Source organism: Maricaulis sp., assembly GCF_048268525.1.
Lineage (GTDB): Bacteria > Pseudomonadota > Alphaproteobacteria > Caulobacterales > Maricaulaceae > Maricaulis.
The window spans coordinates 19,410-37,258 of the sequence record NZ_JBLWVH010000017.1 but is presented as its reverse complement, the minus strand read 5'-3'; the positions used below and the strand labels follow the sequence as shown (position 1 = coordinate 37,258).

At 63.7% G+C, this 17,849-nt stretch carries 14 protein-coding genes; 9 read left to right on the top strand and 5 right to left on the bottom strand.

The annotated features are described in order from the left end of the window. Positions 1–56: 56 nt before the first annotated feature. Positions 57–1,796: an amidohydrolase gene (locus ACN0X9_RS10085; protein ID WP_417487471.1), complete on the bottom strand. Its 1,740-nt coding sequence runs from the start codon at positions 1,794–1,796 to the stop codon at positions 57–59. Between the two features lie 105 nt (positions 1,797–1,901). After that, positions 1,902–2,186, bottom strand: a complete 285-nt coding sequence (rpmB, locus tag ACN0X9_RS10080; protein WP_323761654.1) for a 50S ribosomal protein L28 — start codon at positions 2,184–2,186, stop codon at positions 1,902–1,904. Positions 2,187–2,376: 190 nt separating this feature from the next. Between rpmB and ACN0X9_RS10075 the strand changes: the two genes are divergently transcribed. The 7 genes from ACN0X9_RS10075 (at position 2,377) to ACN0X9_RS10045 (ending at position 9,514) form a co-directional block, all read left to right on the top strand. Then, entirely contained in the window at positions 2,377–3,189 is an 813-nt protein-coding gene (locus tag ACN0X9_RS10075; RefSeq protein ID WP_417487470.1) for a DUF3108 domain-containing protein, read from the top strand. Between the two features lie 66 nt (positions 3,190–3,255). Beyond that, positions 3,256–6,036: a helicase-related protein gene (locus tag ACN0X9_RS10070; RefSeq protein ID WP_417487469.1), complete on the top strand. Its 2,781-nt coding sequence runs from the start codon at positions 3,256–3,258 to the stop codon at positions 6,034–6,036. Between the two features lie 10 nt (positions 6,037–6,046). After that, the gene (locus tag ACN0X9_RS10065; RefSeq protein ID WP_417487468.1) at positions 6,047–6,361 is read left to right on the top strand and encodes an RNA-binding S4 domain-containing protein; all 315 of its coding nucleotides are present in this window, start codon (positions 6,047–6,049) and stop codon (positions 6,359–6,361) included. 16 nt (positions 6,362–6,377) lie between these two features. After that, the gene (locus ACN0X9_RS10060; protein ID WP_417487467.1) at positions 6,378–6,827 is read left to right on the top strand and encodes a TerB family tellurite resistance protein; all 450 of its coding nucleotides are present in this window, start codon (positions 6,378–6,380) and stop codon (positions 6,825–6,827) included. A 75-nt stretch (positions 6,828–6,902) separates the two neighbouring features. Beyond that, complete coding sequence (fdxA, locus tag ACN0X9_RS10055) at positions 6,903–7,244, top strand: ferredoxin FdxA (RefSeq protein ID WP_323761659.1); 342 nt, start codon at positions 6,903–6,905, stop codon at positions 7,242–7,244. Between the two features lie 220 nt (positions 7,245–7,464). Next, positions 7,465–7,974 (top strand): CarD family transcriptional regulator, encoded by a 510-nt coding sequence (locus tag ACN0X9_RS10050; protein ID WP_417487466.1) that lies wholly within the window; start codon positions 7,465–7,467, stop codon positions 7,972–7,974. Positions 7,975–8,596: 622 nt separating this feature from the next. Beyond that, the gene (locus tag ACN0X9_RS10045) at positions 8,597–9,514 is read left to right on the top strand and encodes an RNA polymerase factor sigma-32 (protein ID WP_417487465.1); all 918 of its coding nucleotides are present in this window, start codon (positions 8,597–8,599) and stop codon (positions 9,512–9,514) included. A gap of 211 nt (positions 9,515–9,725) precedes the next feature. On the opposite strand, the gene ACN0X9_RS10040 is transcribed toward ACN0X9_RS10045, so the two are convergent. Further along, positions 9,726–10,580 (bottom strand): thermonuclease family protein, encoded by an 855-nt coding sequence (locus tag ACN0X9_RS10040; RefSeq protein WP_417487464.1) that lies wholly within the window; start codon positions 10,578–10,580, stop codon positions 9,726–9,728. Between the two features lie 238 nt (positions 10,581–10,818). Here ACN0X9_RS10040 and ACN0X9_RS10035 point away from each other — a divergent pair, with 238 nt between their 5' ends. Then, positions 10,819–11,367 carry a methyl-accepting chemotaxis protein gene (locus ACN0X9_RS10035; protein WP_011644236.1) on the top strand — a complete coding sequence of 183 codons (549 nt, stop codon included), beginning with the start codon at positions 10,819–10,821 and terminating at the stop codon, positions 11,365–11,367. Between the two features lie 90 nt (positions 11,368–11,457). Further along, a complete protein-coding gene (locus ACN0X9_RS10030; protein ID WP_417487463.1) occupies positions 11,458–12,108 on the top strand; it encodes a 2-hydroxychromene-2-carboxylate isomerase in 651 nt (216 codons plus the stop codon). A gap of 25 nt (positions 12,109–12,133) precedes the next feature. Here the strand turns inward: ACN0X9_RS10030 and ACN0X9_RS10025 are convergent, their stop codons facing one another. Then, positions 12,134–14,557 carry an EAL domain-containing protein gene (locus ACN0X9_RS10025; protein WP_417487462.1) on the bottom strand — a complete coding sequence of 808 codons (2,424 nt, stop codon included), beginning with the start codon at positions 14,555–14,557 and terminating at the stop codon, positions 12,134–12,136. Positions 14,558–14,860: 303 nt separating this feature from the next. Beyond that, positions 14,861–17,743, bottom strand: coding sequence for a S8 family peptidase (locus ACN0X9_RS10020; protein ID WP_417487461.1), 2,883 nt, complete (start codon positions 17,741–17,743; stop codon positions 14,861–14,863). Positions 17,744–17,849 lie beyond the last annotated feature (106 nt).

Sequence of the window (17,849 nt, the reverse complement as noted above, 5' to 3'; positions counted from 1 at the left end):
AGCGCCGCCGGACGCCAGGCGGTGGGCCGATCGCCCGATCAACAGGATGCCGCCCCCTACTCCCCGTGATGGAAGCTGTCCGGGCTCTCATACACCACCTCGCCATCGACCACGGTCATCCAGGGTTCGACGGTGAGGATGTCCGCTTCCGGGATGGTCATGATGTCGTCGGAGAAGACGGTGAAGTCGGCGCGCATGCCGACGGCGATGGTACCGAGTTCGTCCTCGCGGAAGGAGGCATAGGCCGGCCAGGCGGTGAAGAGCTTCAAGGCGTCCTCGCGCGACAGGGCTTCTTCGGCATGCCAGTTCTCGCCCTGGAAACCGGACAGGTCGGCCCGGGCCACGGCGGCATAGTATTCGATGCGCGGATCGCCCTGTTCGACCGGGGCATCGGAACCGCCGGTGATGTGGGCGCCGGCATCCAGCAGGCTTTGCCAGGCATAGGCGCCGACAAGGCGTTCATCACCCAGCCGGTCTGGTGCGAAATGCAGATCGCCGATGGCGTGGCTGGGCTGGAAGGAGGCGATAACACCGAGTTCGGCAAAGCGGGGAATGTCGGCCGGATCAAGGATCTGGCTGTGCTCGTCCCGCCAGCGCGGATCGGCCAGCGCCCATTCCTCCTGCGGCACCTGTGCGCGCGCTTCCTCGACCCAGTCCAGGAGATAGCGATTGCCGCGATCACCGATGGCGTGGACATTCATCTGGATGCCCTGACGCAGCGCATCGGTGAACAGGCCGATGGTTTCGTCGGCTTCGGCGATGGCCAGGCCGGAGGATTCCGGACGGTCGGCATAGGGCTCCAGCAAGGCCGCGCCGCGCGAACCGAGCGCACCATCCATGTAGAGTTTGACAGCTCGGGTGATGACACGCCCGTCGGCGACATCACGGCGCCCACCGGCCGCCAGCGGCGCATACCCTTCCGGTCCCACCGAGAGATAGCTGCGCAAGGGCAGCTCACCACTGATCGCAAGATCTTCAATGATCGGCACGATGGACCATGGCACGGACATGTCATGGGCCCCGGTCCAGCCCAGGCTGACCAGACGCTCCGCACCCTCGGCATAGGTCTCGCGGACGACTTCCGGAGACGGCGCCTCGACCAGTGAGGACATCGCGCCCATGGCGGTGTCGACCAGGAGGCCGGTCGGGTCACCCGCCTCGTCAAACAGGATTTCCCCGCCGGACGGGGCGACGCTGTCGCGGGTGATGCCGGCGGCCTCCAGAGCCGCACTGTTGGCGACCAGGGCATGACCGTCGGCGCGGCGCAGGATGACCGGATTGTCGGGCGAGACCGGGTCGAGATCCTGGCGGGTCGGGAAGCGCCCTTCCGGCCAATGCGTCTCGATCCAGCCGCGCCCGGCGAGCGTGGCGCCCTCGGGCGTATCGGCGATCGCCGCCTCGACGCTGGCGACCAGCTCGGCGAGCGAGGTGACGCTGTCCAGATTGAGCGTGCGCTCGCGCTGGCCGACGCCGTAAACATGGATATGGCTGTCGGTGAAGCCGGGATACATCGCTCCGCCATTGAGATCGACCAGACGGGTCTCGTCGCCGATCCAGGCCTGGGCCGCTTCCTCTGGGCCGGCGAAGGCAATGCGGCCATCGCGGACTGCGACGGCGCCGACCATCGGCTCGTCATCGCGTGCGGTGTAGATGGGTCCGCCCCAGATCACCAGATCGGCGGCGCTGTCGCGCAGATCTGCCGTTCCGCCTTCCTGGATCAGCCCGGCCTCCTCGCTTTGACCACACCCGGCTACGGCCAGAACGGCCAGCGAAATCATCCATGTCTTGGCACTCATGAGAAAGCCTCCCCGCTTGTTGCCGGGAGGCTATATCGCGTCGCCAGACACGACAACGCCCGCAGCAAGCCGCGGGCGTTGTAAATCCGTCAGACCGTCCGGTGCCTAGGCAGCCATGGCCTTCTTCAGGTCGCGCTTGATCTTCAGGGCCTTGTCCGAGAGCGTCTCGTCACGGGCCTTGAGGAGGTAGACGTCCAGACCACCGACATGGTCAACCGAGCGCAGGGCCTTGGCCGCAACGCGCAGCTTGAAGCCACGACCGAGCTTTTCAGAAGCTAGGGTCACATCGCACAGGTTCGGCAGAAAACGGCGGCGGGACTTGTTCTGAGCGTGAGAAACATTGTTTCCCGTCAAAACGCCAGTTCCCGTCAGTTCGCAACGACGCGCCATAATCGCACCTTTCAAATATAAAAATCCGTGCGCACCGGTATTGCGACCAGTGCGAGAGCGGGCGAAATAAAGGAGGTATTGCGGGCCGTCAAGCTCGCCGCGTTCATCTTGCAGTCGGATTGGATCAGTTATTGCAGTTGAACTACCATATGGGTTAGGGCCTTGGGGGCTCGGATCGGGAGAGTTTCGCGTGAAAAAGACTTGGATTTACGGGGCGATGGCCTTGGCAGCCCTCGCGGCGCCCACGACCGCCATTGCTGATGACGCCGCCATGGCAGATTCCACAGCAGCCACCCAGGGCGTGACAGTCCAGTATGCCGGCTCGGTAATGGTGTTCCAGGTCGCCAATATCGTGGTGTCCAGCCAGTTTGCCGACGACACCTACCAGGCCTCGGCGCGATTCACCGCCGCCGGACTGGCCGCACTTTTCACCGATGCCGACATCGAGGCCGGTGTCAGCGGCTATCGCGAGGGCGAACAATTGCGCCCCTGGCATTATAGCCACCTCAATCATGCCAGCTCGAAGAACCGGGTCGTGGCGATCGATTTCCCTGACGGCATTGCCACCCCGGATATCGAGCCGCCCTTCGGCTCCATGGGCGAACCGCCTGCGACCGACGAAGAACGCGCCGGCGCCGCTGATCCGCTGTCGACTCTTCTGGCAATGGGATTGGGCGCGGTTGAGCGCGGAACCTCCCATTGCGACGGCAGCCTGCCGGTCTTTGACGGCCGCGCCCGCTATAACCTGCGCTTTGAAGATGGCGGCACCGACCGTGTCCGCACCCGGGCCTGGTCAGGCGATGCCGTGGTCTGTCACGCCTATTACGAGCCGGTCTCCGGCTATGAGGCCGACGAATTCCCCTCGGACGAGGACATTTCCCGCCCGATCACCTTCTGGCTGGCCCCCGTGCATGACGGCGACATTCATGTCCCCGTGCGCATCCGGACCAATGCCGGTTTTGGTGGCGTGACCATCGTCGCCCGCTCGATCGCCGAACACTGATCCTCGCACAGCCCGCCCGCTCACACAGGATTGCCCCTGACGGGCCTTGTGTGTGAGGAGTAGCGCATGGCGCTTCACCGCAACGAGCCCGGCCAGGTCACGGCGGCCCTCGGCCCGACCAATACCGGCAAGACCCATCTCGCCGTCGAGCGGATGATGGGCCGTGCCTCCGGCATGATCGGCCTGCCGCTGCGGCTGTTGGCCCGCGAAGTCTATGACCGGGTGGTCAAGGCCAAGGGCGTCGCGTCAGTGGCGCTGATCACGGGTGAGGAGAAGATCGTCCCGCCCAATGCCCGCTATTTCATCTGCACGGTCGAATCCATGCCCGTGGAAAAACGGGTCGCCTTTGTCGCCGTCGACGAGATCCAGCTGGGAGCCGACACCGAACGCGGGCATGTTTTCACTGACCGTCTGTTGCGCGCCCGCGGCACCGAAGAGACCATGCTGCTGGGCGCGGGCACCATGTATCGCATGGTGCGCGAACTCGTGCCCGAGGCCGAGATCACCTATCGCGAGCGCTTCTCGCAACTGACCTATGCCGGCCCGGCCAACCTGACCCGCCTGCCACGCCGCTCGGCGGTTGTCGCCTTCTCGGCCGAGGCGGTCTATGCGATCGCGGAATTGCTGCGGCGCCGCCGCGGCGGGGCGGCGGTGGTGATGGGCGGCCTGTCGCCCCGGACCCGCAATGCCCAAGTCGAGCTCTACCAGTCCGGCGAGGTCGACTTCCTGGTCGCCACCGATGCCATTGGCATGGGGCTGAACATGGATATCGACCATGTCGCCTTCGCCGAGAGCCGCAAGTTTGACGGTCGCCGCCGTCGCCAGCTGACCGCCGCAGAAATGGCCCAGATCGCCGGCCGCGCCGGTCGCTTCCGCAATGACGGCACATTCGGCGAAACGGCCGACTGCCGCCCCTTTGATCCCGACCGGGTGGAAGCCATCGAAAGCCATCGCTTCGCACCGGTTGAGAAACTGCAATGGCGTAACCCCGACCTCGACGAACGCTCACTGGAGGCGCTCCAGTTCACGCTGGGCAAACCTTCGCGTGACCGCCTGCTGGAACGGGTTGGCGAAGCCTCCGACGAAAAGGCCCTGGGTGTGCTGGCGACTGATCGCGAGATCCGCGACCGCGTCACCTCCCCGGCCGCCGTGCGCCGCCTGTGGGATGCCTGCCGCCTGCCCGACTTCCGCAAGGCAACGCTGGACGCCCATGCAAGGCTGATCAAGTCGATCTATCTGCACCTGACCGGTCCGGGCGGACGTTTGCCCGATGACTGGATGGCCGGCCAGCTGGAACGCTTCAAGAAGACCTCGGGCGATGTCGATGCCCTCGCTGCCCGTCTCGCGCATGTGCGCACCTGGGCCTATGCCGCCCACCGCGCCGACTGGACCCGCGACCCCGCCCATTGGCGTGGCGTCACCCGCGAGATCGAGGACCGCCTGTCCGACGCCTTGCACGAACGCCTGATGCAGCGCTTCGTCGATCGGCGCACCAGCGCACTTGTGAAAGGGCTGCGCGATGAGAGAGATTTGCTGGCAGGGGTCGCCAGCAATGGCGAGGTTACGGTAGAAGGCCATTTCGTCGGCCGTCTGGTCGGCCTTACATTCAATCCGGATGCCCAGGGTCGCGAGCTCGCGGCCCGGACCCTGAAATCGGCAGCGCTTCGCGCGTTGCGCCCTGAAATAAACCGACGGTTGGGAGCGCTGGCGACAATCACCATGGACGATCTTACTTTCTCCGATGACGGCCAGATCAGTGTGGGCGGCGAAGCCGTCGCCCAGCTCATCGCCGGCCCGTCGCCTCTCAAGCCGGCGATCAAGCTGATCGGTGGCGACCTCGGTGCGCCCGAAGCCCAGTCACGCGCCAGGGCCGGCCTGGAAGCCAGTCTGACGGCCCATATCGAAGCCCGGCTGGCGCCGCTGTTCCGGCTGCGCGATGCCGGTCAGGCTGACGACATGCCCGGTCTCGCCCGTGGCCTGGCCTGGCGCCTGTATGAGGCCGGTGGTGCCCTGCCCCGGCTGACGGTCAGCGATGATGTGCGCAACCTGTCCCAGGTCGAACGACGCGCCCTGCGCGCCGCTGGCGTGCGCATCGGCGAGCACATGATCTATGTCCCCGAGCTGGTCAAACCGGCGCCGGCGCGTCTCAACGCGCTGCTGCACGCGGTCGCGGCCGGTCGCACGGACCTGGCCTGGATGCCGGCCCCGGGTCTGACCTCGATTGCCAATGACCGCTCCCGCACCCGGGCCGACTATGCCGCCGTCGGCTTCCAGCCCTGCGGTCCACGTGCGGTCCGCTTCGACATGCTGGAACGCCTCGCCGACACGCTGCGCGAAGCCGGCAAGGACGAAGGCAAGGGTTTCCCGCTGACCGCCGACATGACGGCCGTGCTGGGCTGTTCGGTCGAGGATCTGCGCGGCACATTGTCCGCCCTGGGATATCGCCGCATCCAGCAGGGGCCGGACCCGGAGAAAGCTGAAGGCGAGCGCTGGGACCGGCGTCGCAGCAAGCATCCCGGCAGCGGTCGCCAGGACGGTGGCCAGCAGGACGGGGCCCAGCGCCAGGGAGGTCAGCGCCGCGGTGCCCGCAAGCCGGCGCAAGCCGCCGCGGCTCCTGTGGACCTGTCCGACAGCCCGTTCGCAGCGCTGGCGGCCCTGGCCCTGCCGGAAGCGCCGAAACGCCAGCCACGCCCGCCGCGCAAACGCCGCAAGGGTGGCACCAAGTCCGAAGCCAAGCCGGAACAGGCTGCGGACGCAGCACCCAACGTGAAGGCCGAGGCTAAGGCCGGCGCCGCTGCCACGCCCGAAACGCCCACCACCAAGCCATCTCCGGACGAGGCATCGTGAAGGCCTGTCGATGAGCGAGATGGGTGACGGGATACGCATTGATGTCTGGCTGTGGCAGGCCCGGCAGTTCAAGACCCGCAGCCTCGCCACCGCCATCGTCCAGAAAGGCCGCTTGCGGATCACCAGTGGCGGCCAGACCCGCAAGATCAACAAGCCCTCCACGCTGGTGCGCGCAGGCGACATATTGACCCTGCCGCGCAATGGCGGGATCGTGCGGCTGGAGATACGGGCGCTGGGCACAAGGCGCGGTCCGGCGAGCGAGGCGCAGGCGCTGTATCGCCTGGTCGATGACACGCAGTCCGCCGAAAGCACCACACACGCCTGACCATTGGACCCGAGCCATGTTTGAAGCCATCCGCAATTTCTTCGCCTCGGCCGACGCCGATCTTCGGCCCGAGACCGATCCCCATGTCGCTGCCTGCACCCTGCTGGTGGAAGCGGCCCTCGCCGACGGCATCTATGCCGATTGCGAGCAGGACCAGATCCGCGACATCCTGTCCGGCGCCTTCGGCCTGTCAGCGGCACGCGTCGCGCATGTGCTGGAACAGGGCGAGGAACTGGCCGAGAGCGCTGTTGATCACCACCGCTTCACCAAGGTGGTCAAGGCCTGCCTGTCCCGCCAGGAACGGATCGGGCTGGTCGAGCAATTATGGTTGGTCGCGCTGGCCGATGGCGAGAAATCGCCCTTCGAAGATGCCTTCATCCGGCGTATCGGGCCGCTGTTGGCGGTCGATGACCGGGACCGCATCTTTGCCCGCACACGTGCAGAAGCGCGACTGCGGACCCGTTGACAAAAACGCCTTCGCGGCCCATGTCCCGCCAGCAACCCTGCCTTTGAACCTGTCCCCAACGAAGTTCCGGCCAACATGACCTATATTGTCACCGACGCCTGCGTGCGCTGCAAATATACGGACTGCGTGGAAGTCTGCCCTGTTGATTGCTTCTACGAGGGCGAGAATTTCCTCGTGATCCATCCGGACGAGTGCATTGATTGCGGCGTCTGTGAGCCGGAATGCCCGGTCGAGGCCATCAAGCCCGACACCGAGGACGACAAGGACGGCAAGTGGTTGGCCATCAACTCGAAATTCGCCGAGACCTGGCCCAATATAACGCTGCGCAAGGACGCCCCCGCCGACGCCGACGCGATGGCCGAGGAGACCGGCAAATACGAGAAATATTTCTCCGAGAAACCGGGCAGCGGCGACTAGCCGTTTCGGGTTAACCAAGCGCTACCGTTTGGAAATCGCCGAATTTTATGCTATGTTGGCCACATTGATGGGAGGCGCCTGTCGCGCCGCCCGCCTTTCTACACGGTGATTTGCGCGCAGAATTTTCGATCTCAGAGCCGGGTGGGTGCCGGAATTCCTTTGAGAGCGATCTGCGACTTTTTGTGTTTCCGTGGCAGCAAGGCCCAACGAGAGAGCATCCATGACGAAAAACGACAAGTCTTTCAAAAAGGGCGACTTTATTGTGTATCCCGCGCACGGCGTAGGCCGCGTGACGGGTGTTGAAAAAGACAGCGTCGCAGGCTTCGACATCGAAGTGTATGTCGTCACCTTCGAGCAGGACAAGATGACGCTGCGCGTGCCGACCGCCAAGACCGAAGCGTCTGGCATGCGGCCGCTCTCCAGCGACAAGATCGTCAAGGACGCGCTGAAGACCCTGAAGGGCAAGGCCAAGGTCAAGCGCACCATGTGGAGCCGCCGGGCCCAGGAATACGAAGCCAAGATCAATTCCGGTGACCTGATCCAGATCGCCGAAGTCGTTCGCGACCTGCACCGTGCCGAAGACCAGCCGGAGCAATCCTACTCCGAACGCCAGCTCTATGAGTCGGCCCTGGACCGCATGGTTCGCGAACTCGCTGCCGTCGAGAATATCGAGCACGAGGCCGCCCGCGAAATGCTGTCGACCTCCCTCGCCAAGAAAGTTGCCGCCTGATCCACCCGATCAAGCCGCGAAACTGACACGAAACGCCCGGCCAATTGGCTGGGCGTTTTCGTTTTGGGGTGCCGCGGGCTGGCCATCGGATGATGCGATCTCGACGTCATCCCCCGGTGGCCGCAAAGCGGACATCCGGGGGACCTCGACCACCCAGCAGGCCGCCCTAGCCTTACCATCCCAACCGGAAGGCCTGCGAAAGCAAGCGGCGAGAATAAATGGGGACACGCACCATTTTTCGCGCACGGTGCGCGGAGTAGGCCATTAATCCCATGACAGCCAGCGGGCCGTATCCGGTTTTCCAGCTCAAGGGTGAAACCGCGAAGCGGCCGCTGCGCGGCCCTTGACCTGGAAAACCGGATACGGCGACATCCTGGCAAGGGATGTATGGTTTAGTGGGCGCCGCGGGCGCCAATCCTTCATAGCGCCTCCGCCCACTTTTCCCGGACCCGCGTCAGCGCGATCCGGGACCGACGCGAGGCTCATCGCGGGCTGGACGGTTTCGCCGGCCCCGGGTCTGCGCCCGGGGAAAATGGTGGGCCCGTGATCTGCCCGCCTTGCCGCCATGTGATCCGAACATCCGGTACGGACGTAAGACCTCCTGAAACCAAGGAGGACCACCATGACGACCGCCAAGGCCGCCACTGCACGTTCTGCCCACCCGTCTGCCGCCCGCGATGCCGGCGAGCAGCGTTTCGTCAAATCGGCGATGGCCCGCGATCTCCTGTCCCGCGAGGACGAGGCCGATCTCGCCCGCCGCTGGAAAGACGATCGCGACGAAAAAGCCCTCCATGAGCTGACCGAAGCCCATATGCGGCTGGTGATCGCCGTGGCCGCCAAGTTCAAGCGTTATGGCCTGCCCTTCTCCGACCTGATCCAGGAAGGCAATATCGGCCTGATGAAAGCCGCCGACCGTTTCGACCCCGAGCGCGATGTTCGTTTCTCTACCTATGTCACCTGGTGGATCCGCTCCTGCATCCAGGACTACGTCCTGCGCAACTGGTCGATCGTGCGAACCGGCACGACATCGGCCCAGAAGTCGCTGTTTTTCAACCTGCGCCGGATGCGCGCGAATATTGGCGATCTCGACGGCAGCTCGATCACGCCGGAAAATCGCCAGCGCATCGCCAAGGACCTGAGAGTGCGTGAGAGGGACGTGGAGAGCATGGCGATGCGCCTGAGCGCATCCGACCGGTCCCTGAACGCGCCGGTCGGCGACAGCGAGGACGGCCAGTGGCAGGACTTCCTGGTCGATGAGAGCGTGGCGCCGGAAGAGGAGGTCATGAACCGCACCGACACGGAGCGCCGCTCAGCCTGGCTTGGTCAGGCGCTGGATGGGCTGAACCCGCGCGAACAATTCATCATTCGCGAGCGCCGCCTCAACGAGGAAGGTTCTACCCTCGCCAGCCTTGGCGACGTATTGGGTATTTCCAAGGAACGCGTGCGCCAGATCGAGAATGCGGCTCTCGACAAGCTGCGTGGACACCTGACGGCGGCCGTGGGCGATCCGTATGAAGCGGGCCTCCTTCCGGACGCCTGACGCGACGACACCTGAAGCGCCAGGGCCTGATACGCAAAGCTCGACACGCCCCGACACGCCTGGAGGTCTGCGTCCAGCCTGGCCTGAGGCCCGTGTGCGCGCGAAGGTCCGGGCCAGGGTATGGAGCCGGAGTATGGAGCCAGAGTATGGAGCCAGAGTATGGAGCCGGAGTATGGACTCGCGCTGGCGATCCCTGCCCTGAGCGGCTCTCCTATCGCGGCTGCGATGCGGCCGCGTCCTCTTCCAGCAATTCGATGCGGGCCGGGTGATCGATCACGATCATCGGCCCGTTTTCGTCGCTCAGCCATCCGCGGACCCGCACGCGCCTGCCTGTCATGGCCTCAGGGGTTAATCCGGCATCGAGGAAGGCCTGACTGTCCGGCGCATCAATGCGGACCGTGAAGTCCGTGCGATAGTCGCTTCCGAAATTGAGGTAGATGCGGCCGGAATTGAGCCGGACCGCCTCCAGGACACGACCTTCAACGATCTGGGCAGACCCTACATCCTGCGCCCGCGCGTCCGGGTGGGTGTCGCGGACTTGATGGTCCGGCCGGGCCCACAGCCCCCGCCTGTCCCGGCGCGCCCGCGCTTCAGTCATCAGCAGGATCGGCGCCTGGGCCTGGTTGTCGGCATGGCTCATCACCCTCGCCAACCCGGCCTCGACCAGCCGGTATTGCAGCCAGTCAGCGGCGGCATCCCCACTCACGAGAACCTGCGCCAGGGCCCTGTCATAGCGGTCACGGCGCAAACCGGAATAAACAAGTTCGACGTCACGACCCGCCACCTGATCGGCCAGCCAGGCCCGGGTCTCGTCCGGTATCGGCGTGTCGACCTCCGCGAGCCTGACCTCCAGCGGTCCGGCTTCGGTCTCGATGGTCAGGGTCAGCGCTCCCGACATCGCGACAAAGCGTCCGCGCTCGCCTGATTCGCCGTCAGGCCGGAGCGTTGCCTGACCGGCCCCGTAGTCGGCCCCGTAGTCGGCCCCGTAGTTGTCCCCGTAGTTGTCCCCGACAGGCCGCGCCGCCTGTCCGGATGACGGGACGGCTCCAGTGTGTGTCGCCCGCACTCCCTGATTGTCTTCCTGTTGTACGGCACTCGTCGGCCCGCAGGCCGCCAAGCATGCCAAGGTCAAGCCAAGCCATCTCATATCGGTCTCCATGCCCGATAATGAATACCCTTATAAGTTGCATTATTCAATATGACTAACCCAAAATAGGCGGAAAATTGGCTGGCCCGTTTACCATTCCGTTTACCAACTACCGCTATTGCTGATGGCTGACATTTCAATCAGGGACACCCCTCCGATGAACGCCTACGCTTATACCGACGATGCCTCTGCCCATGAGGGCGCCACCACCGACGCCAATGCCATCGCTGAAGCCGTTGGCGAATCAGCGGCCCGCGCCTCGCAGGGCGCCGAGGCTGCCCAGGTGGCCCGCGATGCGATGAACCAGGTCGAGGAATCGAGCCAGGTGCTCGAGCGCCGCGTCGAGGCCCTCACCGACGCCTCACAGCGCATCAACGCCATCCTGTCGACGATTGAAGCGATTGCCAGCCAGACCAATCTTCTGGCCCTGAACGCGACCATCGAGGCCGCTCGCGCCGGCGATGCCGGTCGCGGCTTTGCGGTTGTCGCCGGTGAAGTGAAAGCGCTGGCCGGCCAGACCGCCAAGGCCACCGAGGACATTGCCTCGCGCATCTCGGCGCTCGACAATGAGGTCAAGGAAATCCTCGATGGTGTTCGCGGTTCCGGCCAGTCGGTGGCGCGCGGCAAGGAAGCCGTCGACCAGATGACCCAGGCGACCCAGGAAGTGGCCAGCCAGCTCAACACGCTGCGCGACCAGGTCCGCTAGACCGGGCCATACAGCCGAACAGCAAGGGCGGGCGCCGCAGGGCCCCGCCCTTTTGCTTGTCTGGCGCCCAGCCGGCCCTAGACTGCCGCCATGCCCCATCTTGTCGACCTGTTCTGGTCCTTTCGCAGCCCCTATTCCTATCTCGCCCTGCCACGCCTCGTGGCGCTGGAAGCGGAGTGGGATCTCACCATCAATGTCCGGCCGGTGCGGCCCCTGGCCCTGCGCCAGCCCGACTTCTTCGAGCGCGAAGACCCGATGTGGATGGGCTATCTGCTCACCGACGTGCTGCGCCTGGCCGAGTATCTCGGCATGCCGATCGGCCTGCCCTCGCCCGACCCGGTATTGATGCAGGCCGACCGCAAGCGCGCCGCGCCCGACCAGCCGCACATCCACCGCCTGACCCGGATCGGACTGGCCGCGGCGGAAACAGGATCAGGCCTCGCCGCACTGTCGGCAATTTCATCGAAAATCTGGTCCGGTGAAGACTGGACGGCAGCGGGCACCCTTGAGGATGCACTGACCGGCTGCGGACTGGATGCAGACACCCTGATCTCGACCGCCGAAACCGATGCAGACCGCCTCGATGCCATCCTCGCCGACAATGAGGCAGCCCTCACAGCCGCCGGTCATTGGGGCGTCCCGACCCTGGTCTGGAAGGGCGAACCCTTCTTCGGACAGGACCGCATCGACCTGCTGGTCTGGCGCCTGAAGCAAGACGGGCTTCAGCCTGCAAGTCCGTGACACGCACCACTTTCGCGCCAGGCCGTCAGGAAGACTGAGACCTCAGGATCGTCTCTTCCGGCGTTGCCAGAAACTCTGTCAGCTCGGCAAACGGCAAGGGTCTGGACAAGTGATAGCCTTGGATCCAGTCGCTGCCTAGAAGCTTCAGCGCGGCAAAATCGGGCTCTGTCTCGACCCCTTCAGCGACAACCTCCAAACCAAGATTGTGCGCCAGGTCGATGGTCGACTTTATCAGCATCCGGCCGCGCGCATTGGCATTCAGGTTGGACACGAACTGACGGTCAAGCTTCAGCTCATCGCTGGGGATCATCTGCAGATATGCCAGCGAGGACTGGCCGGTACCATAATCATCGATGGAGATCCGGGCGCCGGATTCACGCCACGCATTGAGGTGCTCGATCGCCTTCTCCGGATTGGTCATCACGGCCGTCTCGGTGATTTCGAGCGTGATCGGTCCGCTGGCACTGACAATCATGGAACGGACTGTGCGCGCGAATTCCGGATCGCCGACCAAGGCGCCGGAAATATTGATGGCGATGGCGATCGGCTTTCCTTCGGCGAGCAGACGTTTCTGGTCCTCGATGCTTTGCCGGAAAACCCACTCGGTGAAGGGCCGGATATGCCCGGTTTCCTCGGCTTGCGGAATGAATTGATCCGGCGAAATGAAGCCCCGCTCGGGATGGAACCAGCGGCTGAGCGCTTCCACGGATTCATACTGCCCGGTACGTACTTTCAGCTTTGGCTGGTAATAGAGCGACATCTCACCCTTTTCCGTCGCCCGCATCATTTCGCTCATCAATGACAGGTTCGCCGCGGGATTGCCGTACATGTCCGGATCAAATTCGGCATGGGACTGATTGTGGTTGCGCGCCTGATCGATCGCCAGATGAGCCTGGCGAATGGCGGTCTCTGCATCGTCGTCCCGTGCCAGACCACAAATGATCCCGACATCGATATTGAGATCGTCGACCTGGACGGCGGATTCGAACAATCCTGTTACATCCCGGGCCACGGCGCAGGCCTCGCGCGTGTCGGCGGAGGGCTGCAGCAATCCGAACAATCCCGGCAGGAGCCGGTACACCGTCACCGGATAATTGCCACCGGCCAGGCGGTCAGCAACGGCCTGCTCAAAACGCGAATAGACCCGGTAACCGAGCGCGCCGGACAAATGCTTGCGGCGCTTGATCTGGACCGCGATGACAACCGGCGCCTTGCCCGTCCTGGCCATGACCCCGGCCAGGTCGCGAAGCATGGCCGCGTGGGTGGGCAGCCCCGTACTGGCGTCCGTATAGAGGCTGTCTGACAATGCCCGCGCCTTCGCACGCGCCACGCGGCTTCTGGCAAACACGATCCCGGCAATGACGAGACAGAGCACACCGATGCCCGTGGCAATCATCATGTTGCGGGCCTGGCGCGCCCGGGCCAGTTCGAGCGCCTGTTCAAGGCCCTCGGAACGCAATTGCTGGATTTCGAGTTCCTGTTCCGTGAAGTCGAACTGGGCCCCCACCAGAGCGCTATTGGCCGAGCTCGCGAAAGCCGCCCGCTCGTCGGTCAGGCGTTTGAACGCCTGCAAATGGTCGTAGGCCAAGCCCCAGTCGCCGTGGGCGGCATAAATCTCTGCTGCACTCCCGTGCAATTCCATGAAGTTCTGCGATGTCGTCGCGATCTCGACATCGCGGAAAGCGACGCCAAGGAATCTGACAGCGCTTTGAGGGTCACCGCGGCCATAGGCGATCTGCGCGCGCACACCCCAGAAGAACCGGACCCATTCAAACGTGCCGTCATCAGCGACGAGGCTGAAAGCCGCATCAATCGTCGCGTCTGCCCCGTCATAATCCGCCAACTCGAGCTGCAAATTGGCCAGGTTGTTAAGCACACGTGCTTCAAGGATTGCGCTGCCCATGGCGTCTGCGAGCGCCCTCGCCTGCGCATAGGACGCGGCGGCCTCATCATAGCGCTCGAGCTGGGTCAGGGCGTTTGCCAGATTATTGTGGGCCGCAAGATCAAGCGCCGGGTCCTGATAGCGATCAAGCGCGTCCCTGAAATACTCAACGGCGCGCTCATATTGCCGGGCGTCGGAATAGACGGACGCCATGGACTGGAGTGCGATCGATTCGCTGCGAAGCTCCCCAACATCGCGATAGATTTCATAAGCGCGCTGATAATGTTCAAGGGCCTCGCCGTGCGCGCCCAATACTTTCTCGATCCGCCCGAGCGAGGTGAAGATGTCAGCCAGCAGTTTTGTCTCGGCCGGAGCCTCGCCCAATCGGCCTAGCGCCTCGAGGGCGTGCGGGTGTGCATCCTCGGCACGCCCCATGCGGGTCAACGCTTCGGACTGTAGCCATTCGGCCGTTGCCAATGCTTCATCACGTTCATTATTTATGAGCTGACCAGCCAATACTTCCGCACGCTCGGCCAGGGATAGGGCAGCCGTCGGATCGGCCATCATGACGGAGCGCGCCGCATCAACTGCTTCCGAAAAAGTGTGAACTGTTTCAGAGTCTTGCGCGCGAACAGCGGATGGCACCAGAGCCAGAACAAAGCTCAGGACGACCGCAACTATCGCCAGTGGACTTGCAGGCAAACGCACAAACTCTCTCCGAACGCATCGCTTTGGACGCCCTTGATGCCGAACTCTAGCAGTCTCCGTTAAAGGAATGCCTAATGAAGGGCGCCCACCCGCGAAGCGAGACAAATGAAAAGGGCCGCCAGCGCTCGCCGACGGCCCTCTTTCAACGCGCCGCCGCGAGGATCAGAAGCGCATTTCGAAGCGCACACCGCTGGTCGCGGCCGAGAACTCCGAGGCCTGCTCGTCGCCGGACAATTGCTGGCGACTGAAGACGCTCAAACGACGGTCCGATGATCCCAGCTCGGTCGCATAGATGACCTCGGCATAGACCGGACGCCGACCACCCAGCTCCCAGGTATCGCTCTGGACACCCAGCTCACCCGTCTCGCGATCGGTGACCGCCATCCCGGTATAGCCAAGGGCACCGCTTTCGATATGGAGCGGCTGAACCATGCTGAAGCGGACACCATCATTGTTCGAGAACAGCGCCTCGTAGCGGATGGAGACCTGTGCCGCAGTGCTGTCGATACGCTCGGCAATGTCGAGCAGGCCGCCATCAAAGGCCGTGGTCCGCGTCTGGGCCATGGTCATCGACGCGCTCAGGGAGATCCGCGAGGACGGCCGGGCGTCGACACCAAAGGTCAGGGCGGTCGTGTCCGCACCGCCCTCAAGGGCCAGGACACTGCCGCCCTGGGCACCGAGCAGGCCGGTCGCCTCGTGCAGCTGGGTCAGCGAGCCATTGACCGTTACAAGATCGCTCAGCGGATAGCTGAGATCGATATTGGCGGCGAAGGCCTGGTAAGGCGCAACGCTGTCAAACAGGGCGCGCTCCTCGCCAGTGCCCGGCATCACATAGAGCGCTTGCTCATGGGTGGTCGTGATACCGAAGGAGACTTGCAGATCGCCGTCCATGTTGAATGTGCTGGCGGCATAGGCACCGCCGGAGGCAAAGCCGAGGACCGGGTTCACCCCACCGCTTTCCGGACGATGGTCCGAGAAGAGATTGAAGCCGGTCTGGCTGGACAGCGCCAAGGCGCCCTCACCGACACCGAATTTCATGGACCGGCCGCTTTCCGTATCGGTCAGCTCGACACCGGCATGGAAGCCAAGATCACGGGCATAGCCGACATTGGACGGATCCAGCCTGGAGGCCGTGGCCGTCACCATCAGATTGCCGCGCCGGGACAGGACCCGGGACGCGCTGTTGATATCCGAGAAGCTGGTCCCGTTCAGCGACGCGCTGGTCCGCTCATAGATATATTGTTCGGCATAGGCATTGGCGACCGATTCCGCCAGCGAGCTGCCAACGATCAGATCGTCCACCGCGATCGAGAAGTCGCGATAGCTGTCGCCGATATCCTCGAACACTGTGACATAATGCTTGTTGGAATGGCGCAGTGACAGACGACCACCGGTGATGATCAATTCCGCCGCTTCGACCGGATTGCTGTGTTTGTCCAGCCCGTAGAGATTGGCCGCATCCAGCGGTGACATGGCGCCAGCGACATCGAGCATGCCGTGGCCATAGACCGCGTCGACACCCGGCTCGCCGAGATCCCGCGCCGACAAGAGCAGGACATCCGCCACTTCGCTGCCGTCGAGCCAATACCACCACCCCTTGACCAGGGCCGCCGCACCGGACACCAGCGGCGCCGCAAAAGAGGTCCCCGACACGCGGGTCACACCGCCTTCGCCGTCATCGACGAGGAGGAGCTCACCCGGTGCAACCAGGAAACGGTCCATCAGGCGCGAGCCGGTCTCGCAAACACCATTGGTCAGCAAGCAGGCTTCGCCCGGCGTATTGGAGAAGGACGAGATATTGCCGTTCGGGTCGACCGATCCGACGAGAAGCAGATTGTCGAGCACCGAGACACCGGTCCAGTCGAGGTCCACCGTCTGCGTGACACCGTCATTGCCGGCGGCGATCACGAAGGTCAGATCATCGGCATGGCGCGCCACCCGATCCTGGCGGAAGACCTCCGCCCATTCCTGGTGCAGGGTCCAGCCGGGCACGCCCAGTGACATGTTGATGACGGAAGTGCCACCATTGGCCAGGGACTCAACCCCGGCGGCAACATCATCCCAGCCGGCCGTATGGGATTCGTCGAACGGATTGTAAAAACGCAAGGCCGCATGCGGTGCGACACCCATGACACCGACACCATCGACCGGCGCACCGATCAGGCTGGCGACGGCATTGCCGTGATTGACATTGAGATAGTCACGCTCGCCGCCCTGTCCGCGGAAGCTTGAGCCATCGACCGTATTGACGCTGAAATCGAGCACGCCAACCAGCGGGGCCCGGCCCCAGTCATAGCTGGCGGCCATGGCCGGTGACCAATTGATGGCCGGCATCCAGTGATCGATATGGTCGACGCCGGAGAAGCCCATCAGGCTGTCATAGAAGGTCAGGAAGAATTCCGACCGCTGGCCGACACTGACCGAGGCCAGGCTGTCCGGATCGTCAAGATCAATGCCGAAGCGCGCCAGCAGGGCGTCGAGGAAGGCCTCGTCCATCGTCTGACCGGTCCGCGCTTCAATGGCGGCACCGAACACATCCTCGGCGCGATCGATGACCGACGCCATGTCATTGGCGATCGTCGTGTAGTCGCCTCCGCCGGCCGCCGCCTCATTCCACGCGGTATTGAGATCACCCCAGAGCGGGCCGACATCCTGCCAGAAAGGATTGATGTCGCTCCAGAAGGGATTGATGTCATCGCCGAACGGATTGATATCGCCCCAGAACGGATTGATGTCGTCACTGAAGAAGGGATTGATGTCCCCGCCAAAGGGATTGATATCGCCCCAGAATGGATTGATGTCGCCCCAGAATGGAGAGATGTCTCCATAAAAGGGATTAATGTCACCTCGGAACGGATTGATATCGCCCTGGAAGGGGTTGATGTCGCCCCGGAAAGGGTTGATGTCGCCGCGATAGGGATGGAGGAAATTCAGCCCGTCGCCATTCGCGTCATCATCGGACTCCTGCGCATGTGCAGGCATCATTGCCCCGGTCAGGGACAAGAGTGCAATCGCTGCAGCTCCGGACTTCAAATATTGACGCATGAGGAGCCTCCCAGCCCATTTACATGCGACCAATATCGCCCACTTACTTTTCGCCCCCGCTAACAGACGTTGTAAACAAAGGCTTAATTGAGCCACTGGTTAAGAA